Origin of the sequence: Brevundimonas sp., from assembly GCF_031412435.1 — a bacterium.
Lineage (GTDB): Bacteria > Pseudomonadota > Alphaproteobacteria > Caulobacterales > Caulobacteraceae > Brevundimonas.
The window spans coordinates 1-15472 of record NZ_JANODA010000052.1; the positions used below are offsets into that span (position 1 = coordinate 1).

A 15472-nucleotide genomic window follows, 5' to 3' on the forward strand; every position below is an offset into this window, starting at 1 on the left:
GGTCGGCCAGACCGGCGAGGCGCTGCAACGCATTGTCAGCCGCGTCGCCGAGATCGACGGCCTGGTGTCGGAGATCGCCGCCTCGGCCCAGGAACAGGCCACGGGCCTTCAGCAGGTCAACACCGCCGTCAACCAGATGGACCAGATGACCCAGCAGAACGCCGCCATGGTCGAGGAAACCACGGCCGCCAGCCATTCGCTCAAGAACGAGGCAGGGGAGCTGGACGGGCTGGTGTCCAGCTTCAAGGTCAACACGGCCCCGGCCGCCAAGCGGTCGAACCCGGTGCACGCCGCCCAGGCCCGCATCGAGGCTTTCGCGCGGCCGGCCGCACCATCCCGAACGGTCGGCAACAGGGCTCTGAAGACCGCCGAGTGGGAGGAATTCTGAGCGTCCACTGAGACCCGGGACGCCGCCGACGCCGGGGCATGCTTGAGTTGATCTCGTTCGAGATCGGGGGTCAGGAATACTGTATCGATGTTCGATCGGTGCGCGAAATCCGGGGCTGGAACCAGACCACCCCCATGCCCAAGACGCCGGATTATATCCTTGGGCTGATCAACCTGCGCGGGGCGGGCTGCTCGGGCGGCTGCCTGGATACGCTGGACCTGCTGTCCAAGCTGCCGAATATGCGCATCGCCGGTTCGACCACGGCCACCGGCACCATCTTCATCGAGTCGACGGCGGCCCGCCTTCCGTCGAACTATTCGGACCTGAGCTATGGCCACAAGGCCTGGACCAGCCGCGAGCGCCCGAACAATGCGCCCTCCACCCCGGCGCAGGGCCTCGTCTATGTCGGCAACCCGGCGGATGAGAACGCCGTGCGGACCTGGGTCGGGACGCTGTTCCAGTAAGGGCGCTACCGCTCACGACGCGGTCGCTCGCTGCTTGAGCGCACTGCGGAGGTCAAAGAGGGCCGGGCGGGGAGACCTCACCCGGCGCTTGTCTTTAAGGTTGTACCTCGTGCGGTGTCGCCTGAGCGCGTGGACACCCGTCGCTCATCCACCAGCCGCCCTTGCAATAGCGGGGTATGGTGAAGCAGAGGGGATGAACACTGCGGCCTTGGGGGGAAGACATGGCAGAAGCGCGAAAACCTGCCGATGAGTTGGCCGAAGACGTTCTCGGCTTTGGCGCGCGCGAGCTCGCCACGGTGCGAGATCTTTTTCTTCGTCCCTCGAAGGTTCTGCGGGCATGGATGGAGGCCGGTCCCGAAGGCGGCGGCTACGCGCGCCCTTTGCGTCTTTACCTCGGGCTGAACGCCATCCTGATGCTGTTCCTCTTCTTGCGTGGCGGTGCGGGGTTCGTTCTTGACGGTCTCCCTCCAGAACTGATGGGGCCGCTTCTCGAGCGCTCCGGCAAATCCCGGGATGCCTTCGTGGCGGATGCCGATGGCTGGATGACGCTGGTCATGGTGCCGCTGCTGTCCGCCGCATACGCCTTGGCTGCCGTTCCGCTCATCCGCCTGTGGGACAAAGAGGACTTGGGTTGGCGAAGAGGGTTTCGAGCAACTTTCGGCTGGCTGTGCGCCTGGACCGTGCCGATGCTTCCGCTGGCATGGTGGGGATATGGCACCGGCCCGATCGAGGCCGCCATTTCGGCCGTGATTGGCTTGCTCGGCATCGTTTCCTTCGTGCGGATGGGCCACGGGCGGTGGTTCAAGACGCGCTTCGTCGGGATCATCAAGGGGGTCGCCCTCATGCTCGCCGTTTACGTCTCGGGGATGCTGGGCGGTGCACTGGTTGGAGGGATCGGCATTCTGGGCGCCCTGCTCAGCGCCTGAGTGGACGACGGCTGCCTGACCCAAGGGGACGGATCACATCCTCCCTCAACCTGCGATGAGAGCGGAGGTTGAAGCTCTTGGAACCGCGCCACGCCACCCCCATTTCCCGTTCATGACCGACATCACCGACCCCCGCCCGAACCTGTCCGCCGCCGGATACGACCTGACGCCGCCCAGTGAGGGACAGCGCGTGGCGCTGGAGGCCGATCTGAACGCCGAGGAGAAGCGGGTCCTGCTGAGCCACGGCACAGAGGCGCCGTTCTGCGGCGTGCTGCTGGGCGAGAAGCGGGCGGGGGTCTTCGTCTGTCGCGAATGCGGCCTGCCGCTGTTCAGGGCGACGACCAAGTTCGAGAGCGGCACGGGCTGGCCCAGCTTCACCCAGCCGGTCAGCGAGGACCATGTCACGGCCATCGAGGACCGCGCCTACGGCATGGTGCGGGTCGAGACGACCTGCGCCCGTTGCGGCAGCCATCAGGGCCATGTGTTCCCGGACGGACCGCCGCCGACCGGTCTGCGCTACTGCATCAACTCGGTGGCGCTGTCGTTCGTGGAGGAGGGCCGACCTCTGCCCGACCCGCTGGGGCGCGGCGACGGGGTGGCGTGACGCCGTTGAAACTTCGCCATCACGGTCCGGCCTCAATCCGGGTTAGGATGATCGCCAGTCCGGAGTACCGCCCATGCTGATCGCCCTCGCCGTGGCCGCCCTGTTGGGTTCGGAAGATCCGGACGGCGTGGTCACGACTGCCCCGCGAGGGGCCGGCGCGGTGGTCGTGGGGGCCGAGGCGCCGACCACGGACGCCCGGCCGGATGCGGCCCAGGTGGTCGCCGTGGCTCCCCACAATCTGACGACACGCGAACAGATCGATCGCTGGGTCTCCTCCCGCGCGGCCGAATCGACGCCCTTCGCCGAAGAGATTGGGCCGCAGGACGATCGCAAGATGCACGGCTTCGTCAGCGGCTCGATCGGGACGAACGACTATTCGTCGGTGTCGGTGGGGGTGTCCCTGCCGATCGGCGAGAACGGCCGGCTGGACCTGGCCTACCGCCAGACGAAGAACGGCTATGGGTACGGCTACGACCATCCAGGATACGGCATCGGCTATCCGGCCTATCGGGACGAGTTCGGCTACGGGGGGCCCGGCTATGGCGCGCGCGTCAGGCCCTGGGGCGCCTATGATTCGCTTTACGGCGGGCCGGGTCGGTCGCGGTCGATGTCGGTGGGCTTGAGTTGGGACGAGGACCGCGGCCGCCGTGAACGGACTCCGGTGATTGCTGCCGAGGACTAGATTTTCCGGCCGGATCGGAAACGAAAAAGGCCCGGTCTCGCGACCGGGCCTTGTCGTTTCGGAATGGTGCCGCCGGGGGGAATCGAACCCACGACCTCAGCCTTACCAAGGATGCGCTCTACCACTGAGCTACGGCGGCCTGTTCCGAGGAAGCGGCCGTATAGCCACTCCACTGCCGGGGGGGAAGCCCATTTTCCCTTGCCCCGAAACTTTTCCCGAGGCTGAGTGGACCCATGACCGAACCGCCCGAGTCCTCGATCCCGTCGCCCGCCGAAACGGCGACGCCCGCGCCGCGCACGGCCGAGGAGATCGCCAAGGCGGAACGCACGGTGCGACTGGCCAGGGCGCTGCGAGACAATCTGAGGCGTCGCAAGGCGGTCCAGCCGAAGCGCGACAGACCGGGCAACTAGAGCCTGGCAACTGAAAGTCATCGAATCGGCGTTGGGCGGCCCTTTCGCGATACGGGGCGACCGCGCTAGATAGCCGGCTCGCCGGGACAGTCGATCCTTGCGGCTTCAAGGACGACATGGACAGCATCACGGTTCACGGCAACGGCCCGCTTCACGGATCGATTCCGGTCAGCGGGGCGAAGAACTCGGCCATCAAGCTGATGGCGGCGTCGATCCTGACCGACCAGACGCTGTTGCTGACCAACATGCCGCGGCTGGCGGACACCAAGTTCCTGGGCCGGCTGCTGCAGCAGTTCGGCATCGCTGTGCAGGAGCGCGACGGGCATGGCGGGCAGGAGACCCTGTTCGACGCCAGGTCCATCACATCGACCTTCGCCCCCTACGACCTGGTTCGCCAGATGCGGGCCAGCTTCAACGTGCTGGGGCCTCTGCTGGCGCGGACGGGGCATGCCAAGGTGTCGCTGCCGGGCGGCTGCACCATCGGGGCCCGGCCGGTCGACCTGCATATCGACGCCCTGACGCGGCTGGGGGCGCTGATCGAGCTGGAGGAGGGCTATGTCTCGGCCACAGCGCCCAAGGGGCTGATCGGGGCAGAGATCGAATTTCCGTTCGTCTCGGTCGGAGCGACCGAACACACATTGATGGCCGCGACCCTGGCGCGGGGGACAACGGTGCTGAAGCGCGCGGCCCGCGAGCCGGAGATCGGCGACCTGGCTCGCTGCCTGGTGATGATGGGCGCGAAGATCGAGGGGATCGACACGGATACCCTGGTCATCGAAGGCGTGACCTCGCTGAACGGCGGGAAGTGGTCGGTGATCCCGGACCGTATCGAGATGGGCTCCTACGCCTGCGCCGCCGCCATGGCGGGGGGCGAGGTGCGGCTGACCAACAGCCGGGCCGACCTGATCACCTCCCTGACCGACCGGATGGTCGAGGCGGGGGTCGAGATCGTCCCGACCGACGACGGGGTGATCGTGAAGCGCGATCCGTCGCAGCGTCTGAAAGCCGTCAACGTGGCGACCGAGGTCTATCCGGGGTTCCCGACCGACCTGCAGGCCCAGTTCATGACGCTGATGACCACGGCCGACGGCGTCAGCGTCATCCACGAGAACATCTTCGAGAACCGCTTCATGCATGCGCCGGAGCTGGCGCGGCTGGGGGCCGAGATCTCGGTCCATGCGGGCGAGGCCCATGTCACGGGCGTCGAGAAGCTGAAGGGCGCGCCGGTCATGGCCACGGACCTGAGAGCCTCCGTCAGCCTGGTGATCGCGGGTCTGGTCGCCGAGGGTGAAACCAATATCGGCCGGGTCTATCATCTGGATCGCGGGTTCGAGCGTCTGGAAGAGAAGCTCGGCGCGTGCGGCGCGGATATCCGGCGGGTCAAAGGCCCGCCCGTCGAAGGACCGGGCGATGACCACTGAGGCGCTGGAGCGCGAGGAGCAGGAGGCGGTGCGCGCGGCGAGCGGCGCGAACGAGCCCCTGCGTCTGCTGGCCGAGGACGGCGAGGACCTGGCGATAATCTCGGCGGCCCTGCAGGACGCGATCCTGAGGCCGGCGGACATCGTCTGGGAAAAGGGCGCACGGCGGCTGACGATCGAGCTGAGCCGGTTCTGCTGGGAATGCGGCGGGACCCGCGTCCGCGCCGCCATGCAGTTCGGGGACGTGATCTCGGTCAAGAGCCGGGGCCTGCCGAGGCTTCCCGACGCGCCGCTGGAGCTTCTGGCGATCCATTTCTTCGAAGGCGAGGCGCCGGGCGGGCGGGCCATACTGATGTTCGCGGGCGGCGGGGACCTCAGGGTCGATGTCGAATGCCTGGACGCGGTGGTGGCGGATCTGTCGGACCGTTGGGCTGCGAGGGTGGCGCCGACCCATCTGGACACGTCTCCCAATGGGGTTGAAGCGTGAGCGATCATCGGCTGGCCTCTGTCGATCTGGACGAGGCGACCTTGCCGTCGGCGACTGCGGAGATCGAGCACGAGCGCCGCGTCGCCATCTTCGATCTGATCGAGAAGAATTCGTTCGAGCCGGAAGGGTCCGAAGGCGGGCCGTATGGGCTGAAGCTGTCGCTGCAGGACAACCGGCTGGTCTTCGACATCACCGGGGTGGACTACACCCGGACCTACGCCCTGAGCCTGACGCCGCTGAAGAGCGTGCTGAAGGACTATCTGATGATCTGCGACAGCTATTACGAGGCTCTGCGCGGGTCGTCGGCCAGCCAGATCGAAGCCGTGGACATGGGCCGGCGGGGGCTGCACAACGAAGGCGCCGAACTGCTGAAAGCGCGGCTGGACGGCAAGGTCCAGATCGACCACGAGACGGCGCGGCGGCTGTTTACTCTGGTGTGTGCGTTGTATCGGCGGGGCTAGTTTTCTCCTCCCTGTCGCGAAGCGATGGGGAGGTGGCGCGGCGCTCCTTCAGCGCCGTGACGGAGGGGGCGACGGGGTGGCGGACGGGATCAGCTATCAACGCGCTCGTGCTTTCAGACGGGCGCTTACGCCGCCCGAAGCGCGGCTGTGGCGTTACCTGAAAGGTGACCAACTCGGCGGGTTGGGCTTTCGCAAACAGCATCCGATCGGCCCCTACATTCTCGATTTCTACTGCGCCGCTGCGAAACTGGCGGTCGAGGTGGATGGCGCGACCCATGACCAGCCGATCCAGATCGCGCACGATGCGAGGCGAACGGCTTGGCTTTCGGGCAAAGGCATTCGGGTCATTCGTATCCGGGCAAAGGATGTCCGCGACACGTTGGATGGGGTTCTGGCGTATATTCGGCGAGAGGCCGAAGCGCAGATAAACCCCTCTCTTTGATATCGTGTCGCCCCCTCCGTCACGGCGCAAAGAGGCGCCGCGCCACCTCCCCATGCTGCGCACGGGGAGGAGAACTCGACTAACGCGCCGATTTCGTGCATTAGCGCCGACTTCTTACGGCTCGCGCTTTCGTCCGGCGCGGGCCTTGATTCGTATTCAAGGGCGCGAGAGGCCGCATGGCTAAGGAAGAACTGCTCGAGTTTCCCGGTACGGTCAGCGAACTGCTGCCGAACGCCACGTTCCGCGTGACGCTCGAGAACGATCACGAGATCATCGCCCACACCGCCGGCAAGATGCGCAAGAACCGCATCCGCGTGCTGGCCGGGGACAAGGTCCTGGTCGAGATGACGCCCTATGACCTGACCAAGGGCCGCATCACCTACCGCTTCAAGTAAGGGTCGCGTGCCGCGACCCGAACTCGTGCTGGCCTCGGCCAGCCCGCGCCGCATCGAACTGCTGGCGCTGATAGGGATCACTCCCGATCGTATCGATCCCGCCGACATCGACGAGACGCCGCTGAAGGATGAAACGCCTTCGCGGCTGGCCGTCCGGCTGGCGCGGACCAAGGCCCAGGCCGTCGCGGCGCGGTCGCCGGACGCCGTGGTTCTGGCCGCCGACACGGTGGTGGCCGTGGGGCGTCGGCTGCTGGAGAAGCCCGCCGATGCGGGGGAGGCGGAGACGTTCCTGCGGCTGCTGTCGGGACGGAATCACCGGGTCTTCACCGGGGTGGCCGTGGCGACGGGAGACGTCGTGCGGCATCGCGTGGTGGATACCCGGGTGGCCATCAAGCGGCTGTCGGACGCCGAGATCGCGGACTATGTCGCCGGCGGGGACTGGCAGGGCAAGGCCGGGGGCTATGGCATCCAGGGCCCGGCGGCCGCCTTCGTGCTCAAGATTATCGGCAGTCATCCGGCGGTGATGGGCCTGCCTCTGCCGGAGACGGTCAACCTGCTGGCGGGCGTCGGCTGGCGCAAATGAGCGAGGTCGAGGTCTTCCTGGACGACACGCCGGGCGAAGTCCGGGGAGTCGTAGCGCGGGACGGTCGCTTCGAACGGCTGATCATCCACAGGGACAACGATCCGCACCAGCACCGGCTGGGCGCGCGCAGCGTGGGGCGGGTGATCGAGGCGGATGGCGCGTTCCGGGCCGTCTTCGTCGATCTGGGCTGCGACGGGCCTTCGGGCTTCCTGCCGCTCGGCAAGGGCGAGAGCCTGCGGGCCGGCGAGATCGTCGAAGTCGAGGTGACGGCGGAACGGCGCGAGGCCAAGGGGCCGGCGCTGAAGCGGCTGGGGGCAGGAGAGGGGAACCCCCGGCTGATCGCATCAGGTCCGGACGTCATCGAGCGGCTGCGACAGATCGCCCCCGGTGTCGCGCCAGTCACAGGCGTTCAGGCGATTCAGGCGAGCTGGGACGCCGAGGAGGAGGCCCTGAACCCCGGCGACGTCTTCGCCGAGTGGGCGCTGGACCTGGCGGTGCAGAGGACGCGGGCGTTGATCGCCGTGGATATAGACTATGCGCACCTGCCCGGGCGGGACGCACGCAAGGGCCGGGCGCAGGCCAACCGCCTGGGTCTGATCCACGCCGCGCGGATGATCCGGCTGAGCGGCTGGGGCGGGCTGGTCGCCGTCGACCTGGTCGGGACGACGCTGGATCCGGCGCAGGTGACCGGGATGGCGAAGGAAGCCTTCGCCGGCGACGACGCGACCCTGGGGCCGCTGAGCCGGTTCGGCCTGCTGCAACTGGCCCTGCCGTGGCGGACGCGGCCGGTGGAGGAGATTTTACTGGAAGCCGGGCGGCGGCGGTCGCTGACGACACGGGGGATCGATATCGCGCGGTCCCTCAGGCACATGATGCTGTCGGACACGACCGTTCCCCGGTTCACGGCCCGCTGCACGGAGGATGAGGCGGCGGCCGCCGCGCCGCTGGTCGCCCGGCTGGGGCCGCGTGCGGCGGTGAAGGCGGACCCGACCGTCGCGCCCGGACGTTTCACGGTCGATGAGGGCTGAACGAATGGCGACCTGTCCGATCTGCCGCAAGAATCCGACCATGGAGGCCTACAGGCCCTTCTGTTCGAAGCGGTGCGCCGACGTGGATCTGCAGCGCTGGCTGGTGGGGTCCTATGTCCTGCCCGACACGGACGAGCCGGTCCCTGACGCCGATCCTGAAAACGAAGACTGATCCTGTCTGGACACCCCGTTTCGGCTCGCCTATAGACCCGCCTCTCGCGTTTTCGCGCGGGCGCCTGGATAGCTCAGCTGGTAGAGCAATGGATTGAAAATCCATGTGTCGGTGGTTCGAACCCGCCTCCAGGCACCACTCCCTTCCCCTTCAAGACAATATCTGCCCGAACGGGGCCGTCGCGTCGCGGGCAAGACCGCCGTCGCGCGAAACGGTCGCCGGGACGTCGAAATCAGCGCCTGCCGCGCCGCATTCCCGAACGTAAGCCTGCGCTGCCGGTTTGGCGTCTGCAGGGTCGATTAACCTAACGCCGAAATGCAGCAGTGGTAAGACATTGCGGGATTTGACCTGCCGGCTCGCTCAGGGGGCGAAAAGCACCTCTGAAGCCTTGACGCTCTGTTATCGGTTCGCCAAAGGAGCTTGACCGCTTTCTTTGCGTGAGCGGCCGAACGCCTGCTGGGCCTCGTGCTCCAAGGCTTCGACCAACCCGCCGATGGGCGCCCTCGGGCAACCGGATGCGACAGAAGGCGTTCCGCCGTTGGCCACCCTGGCCGGCAGGCGGGACACAACCGTTTTCATAGAGGGCGGAGCGTCCCTGACGCGCTCCGGTCCTGGGTTCCACGAGTCAGACCAAAAAAGCAGGAACTGGCGACACATGATTAAGACCAACACCCTTCTCGCCCTGGCCGGCGCCGCCGTCCTGATGGCGGGCTCGCCGGCTCTGGCGCAAGCCCCGGCAGCCCCTGACGCGACCGCGGCTCCCGCAGCCGCCACCGCCGCCCCGGCGGCCGCCACCCCGGCTCCGGCTGCTCCTGCTGACGCAGCCGATCCGGAAAGCGTCGGCGAGGCGATCAGCGGCGGCCACAGCGGCGACATCACCCCGATCTCCATGTTCATGGACTCGGGCATCGTCGTTAAGATCGTGATGATCGGCCTGCTGCTGGCCTCGATCTTCACCTGGACCCTGCTGCTCATCAAACTGCTCGAGTTCGGCGGTCTGAACCGCAAGACCGACCAGTTCCTGGAAGCCTTCCGCGGCGCCCGCACGATCGCTGACATGCGTCGTGTCGCCACCGCCGACGAGTTCGACGGAAACCCGCTGGCCGACATGGCCGCCGCGGCGACCGAAGAAATCGAACTGTCCCGCCAGGCGGGTCTGAACGTCCACGGCGACCACAGCGACTCGGCCCTGCTGCGCGCTCAGCAAGCCGTCGCCGCCGTTCAGGCCGGCCTCGCCGCCCGCCTGTCGGGTGGTCAGCAGTTCCTGGCATCGACCGGTTCGACCGGCCCGTTCGTGGGTCTGTTCGGCACCGTTTACGGCATCATGAACTCCTTCATCGGTATCGCCCAGTCGAACACGACCAACCTGGCCGTCGTCGCCCCGGGTATCGCCGAAGCCCTGCTCGCCACCGGTATCGGCCTGTTCGCCGCTATCCCGGCGGTTATCTTCTACAACTACTTCAACACCCGCATCTCGGCGTATGGCACCCGTTCGGACGGCTTCAACGCTGAACTGATCAACGCCATCTCGCGTCAACTCGACAAGGGAGCGTAAGACGGATGGCCGCCAAACTTTCAGGCGGCGGCGGCGGCAAGTACAACGTCGAGCAGCAGAGCGACATCAACGTCACGCCATTCGTTGATATCATGCTGGTTCTCCTCATCATCTTCATGGTGGCGGCTCCGCTGGCCACCGTGTCGATCGAGGTGAAGCTGCCGACAGCCGTAGCCCCTCCGCAGGAGAATCCGCCCAAGCCGGTGTTCATCTCCATCCAGAGCGATGGCGATGTCTTCATCGGCGACGGACGCAGCAGCCCCGAACAGCTCGGGGACGACCTGCGGCGGCTGATCCGGACGCGTAACCCGGAAGAAGAGCGTATCTTCATCCGTGGCGACCAGCAGACCCGGTACGGCGACTTCATGCAGGTCATGAACGCCCTGCAGGACAACGGCTTCTACAGCGTCGCCCTGGTCGGCGAAGACAACTCGACGCCGCCGGGAGGTGCATGATGACTGACACACCCGTCGAGTATCATCGCAGTCGTTATGACGCCCCTCGCAAGAAGGGCTTCATGGGGGTCTCGCCCGGCATTTGGTTGATCTCCCTGGGAACCGTCACCGTTCTCTTCGCGATCATGATCTTCTACCTGCAGAAGACCAGGTTCGAGCTGAAGATCCAGGAGTACTCGGACGACGCCGTGGACGTCGAGATCGTCGAACCGATCCCGCCGCCTCCGCCGCCGCCGCCTCCGCCGCCTCCGCCGGACACCCCGCCGCCGCCCAAGCTGCAGGTCCGTCCGCCGGTCATCAACACCCTGGCGCCTCCGCCGCCGATCACGCTTCCGATCGAGCCGACGAAGAAGGAAGACCGGGTCGAATACACGGGTCCGCCCGTGATCGTCCCCGGACCTCCGCCACCGCCGGCTCCGCCGGCTCCGGTTCGGCCGCCGGTGATCACCAACCCGAGCTGGGCTTCGCAGCCTCGCCCGACCTATCCGGATCGCGCTCTCGAGCGTGGTCTGTCCGGCAGCGCCGATCTCAGCTGCACCGTCAACCCGAACGGCAGCGTCTCCGGATGCTCGATCGTCTCGGAAACGCCCGCGGGCGCCGGCTTTGGCCGCGCCGCCCTCGCTGCGGCCCGCAGCGCCCGTCTGTCGCCCCGTTCGGTCGACGGCGTGGCCACCGGGGGTACGGTTCGCTTCACCGTCAGGTTCAACCTGCCGGACTAGAACATGGCCCGGAAACGGACCAGGGAAGACGCCCCGAGGGAAACCTCGGGGCGTTTTTCGTTGTTGTGAGGCCTCGCAAAAGCGGCGACGTCCGAGGGCGGATAATGCTTGATCGCCTCGAGCGCAGCCGGTAGATACCCGCCTCTCGCAGCCCCACGGGGCCGACGATGAGCCGCCTTAGCTCAGTTGGTTAGAGCGCCGGTTTGTGGAACCGGAGGTCCTCAGTTCAAGCCTGAGAGGCGGTACCATCCTCCCACATCGCCAAGGCCATCAGGGCTGGTGGTCAGGCCACGGCCGGTTCGGACTCGTCCTGAACCAGTGGGGAAGCCTTGACGTCCGGGCGCTGGCGCAGGGTCTCGATCTGACCTTCCAGCTTCGACAGAGCCACAACCGCCGCCGCATGGCCCGCTGCGACCACGGGCTCGTAGACCTTCCAGTCGCGGATGTCGGAGCCCTCGGGCACGGGCAGGATCAGCAGGTCCGTGTCGGCCCGCGAACTCTCCATGTCCGCGTCCGTGGTGATGGTGGCCGAACGCATCAGCACGGAGACGATCGGCGGCCCCTTTTTCCATGCGCCCGAGACGATCCAGCGCCACCAGGACGGCGGATTGGCGAGGGTGGCGGGATCGACCCCACGTGTCTGGGACATGTCGACGCCGACGATGGGGCCCGCGTTCATCTGGCGCATGACGTCGGTCGGGAAGTTCTTGATCACGGCGCCGTCGACCAGAACCTGACCGTCGATGACCACCGGCGGCATAACGCCTGGAATGGAGATGGAGGCGCGCATGGCCCGGCGCAGCAGGCCCCGGCGGTGCACCTCGATCCGGCCGCTGGTCAGGTTCGACGAGACGGCGAAGAAGGGCAGGGGCATGTCGGCGATGTCGATCTCGCCATAGGCGTCCTGCAGCAGGCGCGCGACCTTGCCGGCGCGGGTCATGGCGATGATCGGGAAGGCCAGGTCCGACAGGGGATCCGAGCGGACGAAGGCGGTGCGGATGCGGGCGTCCAGTTCCTCGTCGGTCCAGCCGAGGGCCGGGCCGGCGGCGATGACGGCGCCCATCGAGGACCCTCCGAGGAAGTCGAACTTCACCCCGGCTTCATGCAGGGCGCGAACGGCGCCGATGTGGGCATAGGCGCGGGCGCCGCCGCCGGACAGGACCAGGCCGATGGCCGTCCCGGTGACGATGCGGGCGATGCGGGCCGCGTCCGCCGCGTCGCCCTCGACGGCATGGAACCAGCGGCCCGGGTTGACGGAATCGAGCCAGATCGAGGTGTTGGCCGGGCGGCGCATGCGCGGGTCGCGCAACAGGATCAGGTCGGTGAACTGCTGAAGCCCGTGAGCGGTGCGGATGGGGATGTTGGCGGGCGGCGCAGTCAGGGCGTCGCCGACGAGGAAAAGCCGGTCGACCTGGCGGGCGCAGAGGTTGGCCCAGGACGGCTCGTCCAGTTCGGCGACGTAGAGGACGAAGTCGTGGCTGTCCTCCATGCGCGAGAACCACTCGGAGACCGAGGACAGGGCGGAATGGTCGATGACCTGGCAGGTTTTCCCCTGGGCCTCCACGGCGGCGGCGACGCGGTCGACGAAGGGGCGGATCGGGCGGCCGCGCACCGAGATGAAGCCGAAGACACTGGGTTCGGTGACCCCCGGCGCGCGCTCCCGGGCCCGGTGCAGCATCAACCGCGACAGCTCGATCATGACGTCGGGCTGGGTGCGCACGGCCTCGAAGAAGACTTCGCGCGGCAGGGCCAGGATCTCGGAGTCGCGCAGGGCCACGACGCTGGCGGAGTGCGGCGCGCCGGCGATCAGGGCCATTTCGCCCACCGGCTCGCCCGGCTTGATGACGCCGAGGAACTGGGGCGGCTGGTCTTCGTCCTGGCGGAAGACGCCGAGACGGCCGGAGCGGACCAGATAGAGGCTGTCGGGCTCGTCCCCGGCCGAGAACAGCAGCTCTCCGCCGGTCAGGGCGAACCAGCTGGCCTTTGTGTTCTGATCCTCGAAAACCCGCGCCAGCGCCGCTTCAAGATTGTCGTGGCGGGAAGGGCTCATGCGGATGTGATCGCCGTGGCTGGCGGCCGGTCAATGCCCGGCCGGCTGTCCTGGATTAGCGGCGGTTTGGGGCAAGGGGCAAGGGGTGAACCCTCTCCCTGAGGGAGAGGGCGCCGGTCGCTTTACTTCACTTCCAGCAATTCGACCTTGAACAGAAGGGTCGAGTTAGGCGGCAGTTCGTCGCCGCCGACCCAGCGGTCGCCGTAGCCGAGCGAGGCGGGGATGGCGAAATGGAAGGTCTCGCCGACGCGCATCAGGGCGACGCCCTCGGTCCAGCCCGCGATGACCCGGTTCAGCGGGAACTCGGCCGGTTCGCCCCGGTCGTATGACGAGTCGAACTTGCGGCCGTCGATGAAGGTCCCCTCGTAGTGGACGCGGACGGTCTGGGTTCCGGTCGGCTGCGCGCCCTCGGGGCGGGCGGCGCCTTCGCGGCGGTACTGAAGACCCGAGGCCGTGGTGGTCCAGCCGCGACGGGCCCCGTTCCAGGCGAGGTAGGCGGCCTGGCCGGCTTCGTAGACCTCGGGCGTGGAGTGGACCACGGGGGCGTCAACGGCGACCGGCTCGGGCGCGGTGGCGCAGGCGGCGAGGGTCAGGGTGGCGAGGGGGATGGCGACGAGGATGGGGATGATTTTCATGCCGCTACGCTACCAGCGGAGAAACCGCTTGCGAAGCCGGCGAAAATCGGAATGAGGGCCTTTATTTCGCCCGAGAAGCGCGTATATGTCCGCGTTCCGCAACACTCCCCATGAGTCTGCGCGAAAGCGCCGAGGCCCGGTCCGTCGCCCTCCGACCGAGCGAAGGCGTGGCTCCTTACCCAGGGAGCTTCTCAGATTTCAGGCCTCCTGATCCTGCAGGGATCGAGGGTGGAGGCCGAAACCGATTGTCACGGGACGCCGCTCGCGCTCCCGTGGCTGCTGCATTTTGCGCGTGGTCTCCCCCGGATCCGCGAATGGGAAAACAGAATGACTGACGTCCTGAACGGTCTCACCATCAATGGTCAGATCGCATCGGCCACGACCTTCACCGGCAAGAAGCGCATCCGCAAATCCTTCGGGCGTATCCCCGAAGCGGTGGCGATGCCGAACCTGATCGAGGTCCAGCGCGCCTCCTACGAACAGTTCCTGCAGCGCGAGGTCCGTCCGGGCGTCCGCAAGGAGCAGGGCATCGAGGCGGTCTTCAAGTCGGTCTTCCCGATCAAGGACTTCAACGAACGCGCTGTGCTGGAATATGTGTCCTACGAGTTCGAGGACCCGAAGTACGACGTCGAGGAATGCATCCAGCGCGACATGACCTATGCCGCGCCGCTGAAGGTCAAGCTGCGCCTGATCGTCTTTGAAGCGGACGAGGAAACGGGCGCCCGTTCGGTCAAGGACATCAAGGAACAGGACGTCTACATGGGGGACATCCCCCTGATGACGGACAAGGGGACCTTCATCGTCAACGGCACCGAGCGGGTGATCGTTTCGCAGATGCACCGCTCGCCGGGCGTCTTCTTCGACCACGACAAGGGCAAGACCCACTCGTCGGGCAAGCTGCTGTTCGCCGCCCGCGTGATCCCGTACCGCGGTTCGTGGCTCGACTTCGAGTTCGACGCCAAGGACGTGGTGTTCGTGCGTATCGACCGTCGCCGCAAGCTGCCGGCGACCACCTTCCTCTATGCCCTGGGCATGGACGGCGAGGAGATCCTGCGCACCTTCTACGAGACCGTTCCCTACGAGAAGCGCGGCGAAGGCTGGGTCACGCCCTACAAGGCCGACCGCTGGAAGGGCGTGAAGCCCGAGTTCGACCTGGTCGACGCCGACACCGGTGAAGTCGTCGCCTCGGCCGGCCAGAAGATCTCGGCCCGCGCCGCCAAGAAGCTGGGCGACACCACCAAGTCGCTGTCGCTGGCGGCCGACGCCCTGGTGACCCGCTACCTGGCCGCCGACGCCGTCAACTACGAGACCGGCGAGATCTACGCGGAGGCCGGCGACGAGCTGGACGCGCCGACCATCGAACTGCTGGAAGGCAAGGGCTTCACCACCATCGACGTGCTGGACATCGACCACGTCACGGTCGGCGCCTACATGCGCAACACCCTGCGCGTCGACAAGAACACCGGCCGCGAGGACGCGCTGTTCGACGTCTATCGCGTGATGCGCCCGGGTGAGCCGCCGACCCCGGAGGCCGCCGAAGCCATGTTCAACTCGCTGTTCTTCGACAGCGAGCGCTACGACCTGTCGGCCGTGGGCCG

19 protein-coding genes, 3 tRNA genes and 1 pseudogene are annotated in these 15472 nt (G+C 67.1%); 20 read left to right on the forward strand and 3 right to left on the reverse strand.

Going from position 1 to position 15472, the window contains the following annotated elements; genetic code table 11:
• The 5 genes from RMO01_RS10340 to RMO01_RS10360 form a co-directional block, all read left to right on the forward strand.
• Positions 1-388 (forward strand): methyl-accepting chemotaxis protein (locus RMO01_RS10340; protein WP_309628972.1); only part of this gene is annotated, 388 nt, incomplete at its 5' end.
• Between the two features lie 38 nt (positions 389-426).
• Positions 427-852, forward strand: coding sequence for a chemotaxis protein CheW (locus tag RMO01_RS10345; protein WP_309628973.1), 426 nt, complete (start codon positions 427-429; stop codon positions 850-852).
• A gap of 221 nt (positions 853-1073) precedes the next feature.
• Entirely contained in the window at positions 1074-1778 is a 705-nt protein-coding gene (locus tag RMO01_RS10350; RefSeq protein ID WP_309628974.1) for a hypothetical protein, read from the forward strand.
• Between the two features lie 112 nt (positions 1779-1890).
• Entirely contained in the window at positions 1891-2382 is a 492-nt protein-coding gene (gene msrB, locus RMO01_RS10355) for a peptide-methionine (R)-S-oxide reductase MsrB (RefSeq protein WP_309628975.1), read from the forward strand.
• Between the two features lie 73 nt (positions 2383-2455).
• Positions 2456-3064 (forward strand): hypothetical protein, encoded by a 609-nt coding sequence (locus RMO01_RS10360; RefSeq protein ID WP_309628976.1) that lies wholly within the window; start codon positions 2456-2458, stop codon positions 3062-3064.
• A gap of 64 nt (positions 3065-3128) precedes the next feature.
• Here RMO01_RS10360 and RMO01_RS10365 read toward each other — a convergent pair.
• Positions 3129-3203 (reverse strand) — tRNA-Thr (locus RMO01_RS10365).
• Between the two features lie 94 nt (positions 3204-3297).
• Between RMO01_RS10365 and RMO01_RS10370 the strand changes: the two genes are divergently transcribed.
• The 14 genes from RMO01_RS10370 (at position 3298) to RMO01_RS10435 (ending at position 11437) form a co-directional block, all read left to right on the forward strand.
• Positions 3298-3474: a hypothetical protein gene (locus RMO01_RS10370; RefSeq protein WP_309628977.1), complete on the forward strand. Its 177-nt coding sequence runs from the start codon at positions 3298-3300 to the stop codon at positions 3472-3474.
• A 116-nt stretch (positions 3475-3590) separates the two neighbouring features.
• Positions 3591-4895: a UDP-N-acetylglucosamine 1-carboxyvinyltransferase gene (gene murA, locus RMO01_RS10375; RefSeq protein ID WP_309628978.1), complete on the forward strand. Its 1305-nt coding sequence runs from the start codon at positions 3591-3593 to the stop codon at positions 4893-4895.
• Positions 4885-5379, forward strand: a complete 495-nt coding sequence (locus tag RMO01_RS10380; protein WP_309628979.1) for a DUF2948 family protein — start codon at positions 4885-4887, stop codon at positions 5377-5379. The genes murA and RMO01_RS10380 overlap by 11 nt, the downstream gene beginning before the upstream one ends.
• Positions 5376-5840, forward strand: coding sequence for a UPF0262 family protein (locus RMO01_RS10385; RefSeq protein WP_309628980.1), 465 nt, complete (start codon positions 5376-5378; stop codon positions 5838-5840). The genes RMO01_RS10380 and RMO01_RS10385 overlap by 4 nt, the downstream gene beginning before the upstream one ends.
• A gap of 76 nt (positions 5841-5916) precedes the next feature.
• Positions 5917-6282: an endonuclease domain-containing protein gene (locus tag RMO01_RS10390; RefSeq protein ID WP_309628981.1), complete on the forward strand. Its 366-nt coding sequence runs from the start codon at positions 5917-5919 to the stop codon at positions 6280-6282.
• 176 nt (positions 6283-6458) lie between these two features.
• Positions 6459-6677 (forward strand): translation initiation factor IF-1, encoded by a 219-nt coding sequence (gene infA, locus RMO01_RS10395; protein WP_008261544.1) that lies wholly within the window; start codon positions 6459-6461, stop codon positions 6675-6677.
• 7 nt (positions 6678-6684) lie between these two features.
• Positions 6685-7260, forward strand: a complete 576-nt coding sequence (locus tag RMO01_RS10400) for a Maf family protein (RefSeq protein ID WP_309628982.1) — start codon at positions 6685-6687, stop codon at positions 7258-7260.
• Positions 7257-8288, forward strand: coding sequence for an RNA-binding protein (locus tag RMO01_RS10405; RefSeq protein ID WP_309628983.1), 1032 nt, complete (start codon positions 7257-7259; stop codon positions 8286-8288). Before RMO01_RS10400 ends, RMO01_RS10405 begins: the two co-directional genes overlap by 4 nt.
• A gap of 4 nt (positions 8289-8292) precedes the next feature.
• Positions 8293-8460, forward strand: coding sequence for a DNA gyrase inhibitor YacG (locus tag RMO01_RS10410; protein WP_309628984.1), 168 nt, complete (start codon positions 8293-8295; stop codon positions 8458-8460).
• Positions 8461-8522: 62 nt separating this feature from the next.
• A tRNA-Phe gene (locus RMO01_RS10415) sits at positions 8523-8598 on the forward strand.
• A gap of 517 nt (positions 8599-9115) precedes the next feature.
• Complete coding sequence (gene exbB, locus RMO01_RS10420) at positions 9116-10015, forward strand: tonB-system energizer ExbB (protein WP_309628985.1); 900 nt, start codon at positions 9116-9118, stop codon at positions 10013-10015.
• A 5-nt stretch (positions 10016-10020) separates the two neighbouring features.
• Complete coding sequence (locus RMO01_RS10425; RefSeq protein ID WP_309628986.1) at positions 10021-10470, forward strand: biopolymer transporter ExbD; 450 nt, start codon at positions 10021-10023, stop codon at positions 10468-10470.
• Positions 10470-11189, forward strand: a complete 720-nt coding sequence (locus RMO01_RS10430; RefSeq protein ID WP_309628987.1) for a TonB family protein — start codon at positions 10470-10472, stop codon at positions 11187-11189. Before RMO01_RS10425 ends, RMO01_RS10430 begins: the two co-directional genes overlap by 1 nt.
• Positions 11190-11360: 171 nt before the next feature.
• Positions 11361-11437, forward strand: a tRNA-His gene (locus tag RMO01_RS10435).
• A 35-nt stretch (positions 11438-11472) separates the two neighbouring features.
• On the opposite strand, the gene RMO01_RS10440 is transcribed toward RMO01_RS10435, so the two are convergent.
• Positions 11473-13239: a patatin-like phospholipase family protein gene (locus tag RMO01_RS10440; protein WP_309628988.1), complete on the reverse strand. Its 1767-nt coding sequence runs from the start codon at positions 13237-13239 to the stop codon at positions 11473-11475.
• Between the two features lie 122 nt (positions 13240-13361).
• Positions 13362-13874 (reverse strand): FKBP-type peptidyl-prolyl cis-trans isomerase, encoded by a 513-nt coding sequence (locus RMO01_RS10445; protein ID WP_309628989.1) that lies wholly within the window; start codon positions 13872-13874, stop codon positions 13362-13364.
• Positions 13875-14201: 327 nt separating this feature from the next.
• On the opposite strand from RMO01_RS10445, the pseudogene RMO01_RS10450 reads away from it, so the two are divergent.
• Positions 14202-15472, forward strand: a pseudogene (locus RMO01_RS10450) (DNA-directed RNA polymerase subunit beta); the annotation flags it as partial.

Excerpts from the sequence above, each read along its gene's own strand:
- RMO01_RS10345 (WP_309628973.1), top strand. The coding sequence starts at position 427 with ATGCTTGAGTTGATCTCGTTCGAGATCGGGGGTCAGGAATACTGTATC.
- RMO01_RS10350 (WP_309628974.1), top strand. The coding sequence starts at position 1,074 with ATGGCAGAAGCGCGAAAACCTGCCGATGAGTTGGCCGAAGACGTTCTC.
- msrB (WP_309628975.1), top strand. The coding sequence starts at position 1,891 with ATGACCGACATCACCGACCCCCGCCCGAACCTGTCCGCCGCCGGATAC.
- RMO01_RS10360 (WP_309628976.1), top strand. The coding sequence starts at position 2,456 with ATGCTGATCGCCCTCGCCGTGGCCGCCCTGTTGGGTTCGGAAGATCCG.
- RMO01_RS10370 (WP_309628977.1), top strand. The coding sequence starts at position 3,298 with ATGACCGAACCGCCCGAGTCCTCGATCCCGTCGCCCGCCGAAACGGCG.
- murA (WP_309628978.1), top strand. The coding sequence starts at position 3,591 with ATGGACAGCATCACGGTTCACGGCAACGGCCCGCTTCACGGATCGATT.
- RMO01_RS10380 (WP_309628979.1), top strand. The coding sequence starts at position 4,885 with ATGACCACTGAGGCGCTGGAGCGCGAGGAGCAGGAGGCGGTGCGCGCG.
- infA (WP_008261544.1), top strand. The coding sequence starts at position 6,459 with ATGGCTAAGGAAGAACTGCTCGAGTTTCCCGGTACGGTCAGCGAACTG.
- RMO01_RS10405 (WP_309628983.1), top strand. The coding sequence starts at position 7,257 with ATGAGCGAGGTCGAGGTCTTCCTGGACGACACGCCGGGCGAAGTCCGG.
- RMO01_RS10410 (WP_309628984.1), top strand. The coding sequence starts at position 8,293 with ATGGCGACCTGTCCGATCTGCCGCAAGAATCCGACCATGGAGGCCTAC.
- exbB (WP_309628985.1), top strand. The coding sequence starts at position 9,116 with ATGATTAAGACCAACACCCTTCTCGCCCTGGCCGGCGCCGCCGTCCTG.
- RMO01_RS10425 (WP_309628986.1), top strand. The coding sequence starts at position 10,021 with ATGGCCGCCAAACTTTCAGGCGGCGGCGGCGGCAAGTACAACGTCGAG.
- RMO01_RS10430 (WP_309628987.1), top strand. The coding sequence starts at position 10,470 with ATGACTGACACACCCGTCGAGTATCATCGCAGTCGTTATGACGCCCCT.
- RMO01_RS10440 (WP_309628988.1), bottom strand. The coding sequence starts at position 13,239 with ATGAGCCCTTCCCGCCACGACAATCTTGAAGCGGCGCTGGCGCGGGTT.
- RMO01_RS10445 (WP_309628989.1), bottom strand. The coding sequence starts at position 13,874 with ATGAAAATCATCCCCATCCTCGTCGCCATCCCCCTCGCCACCCTGACC.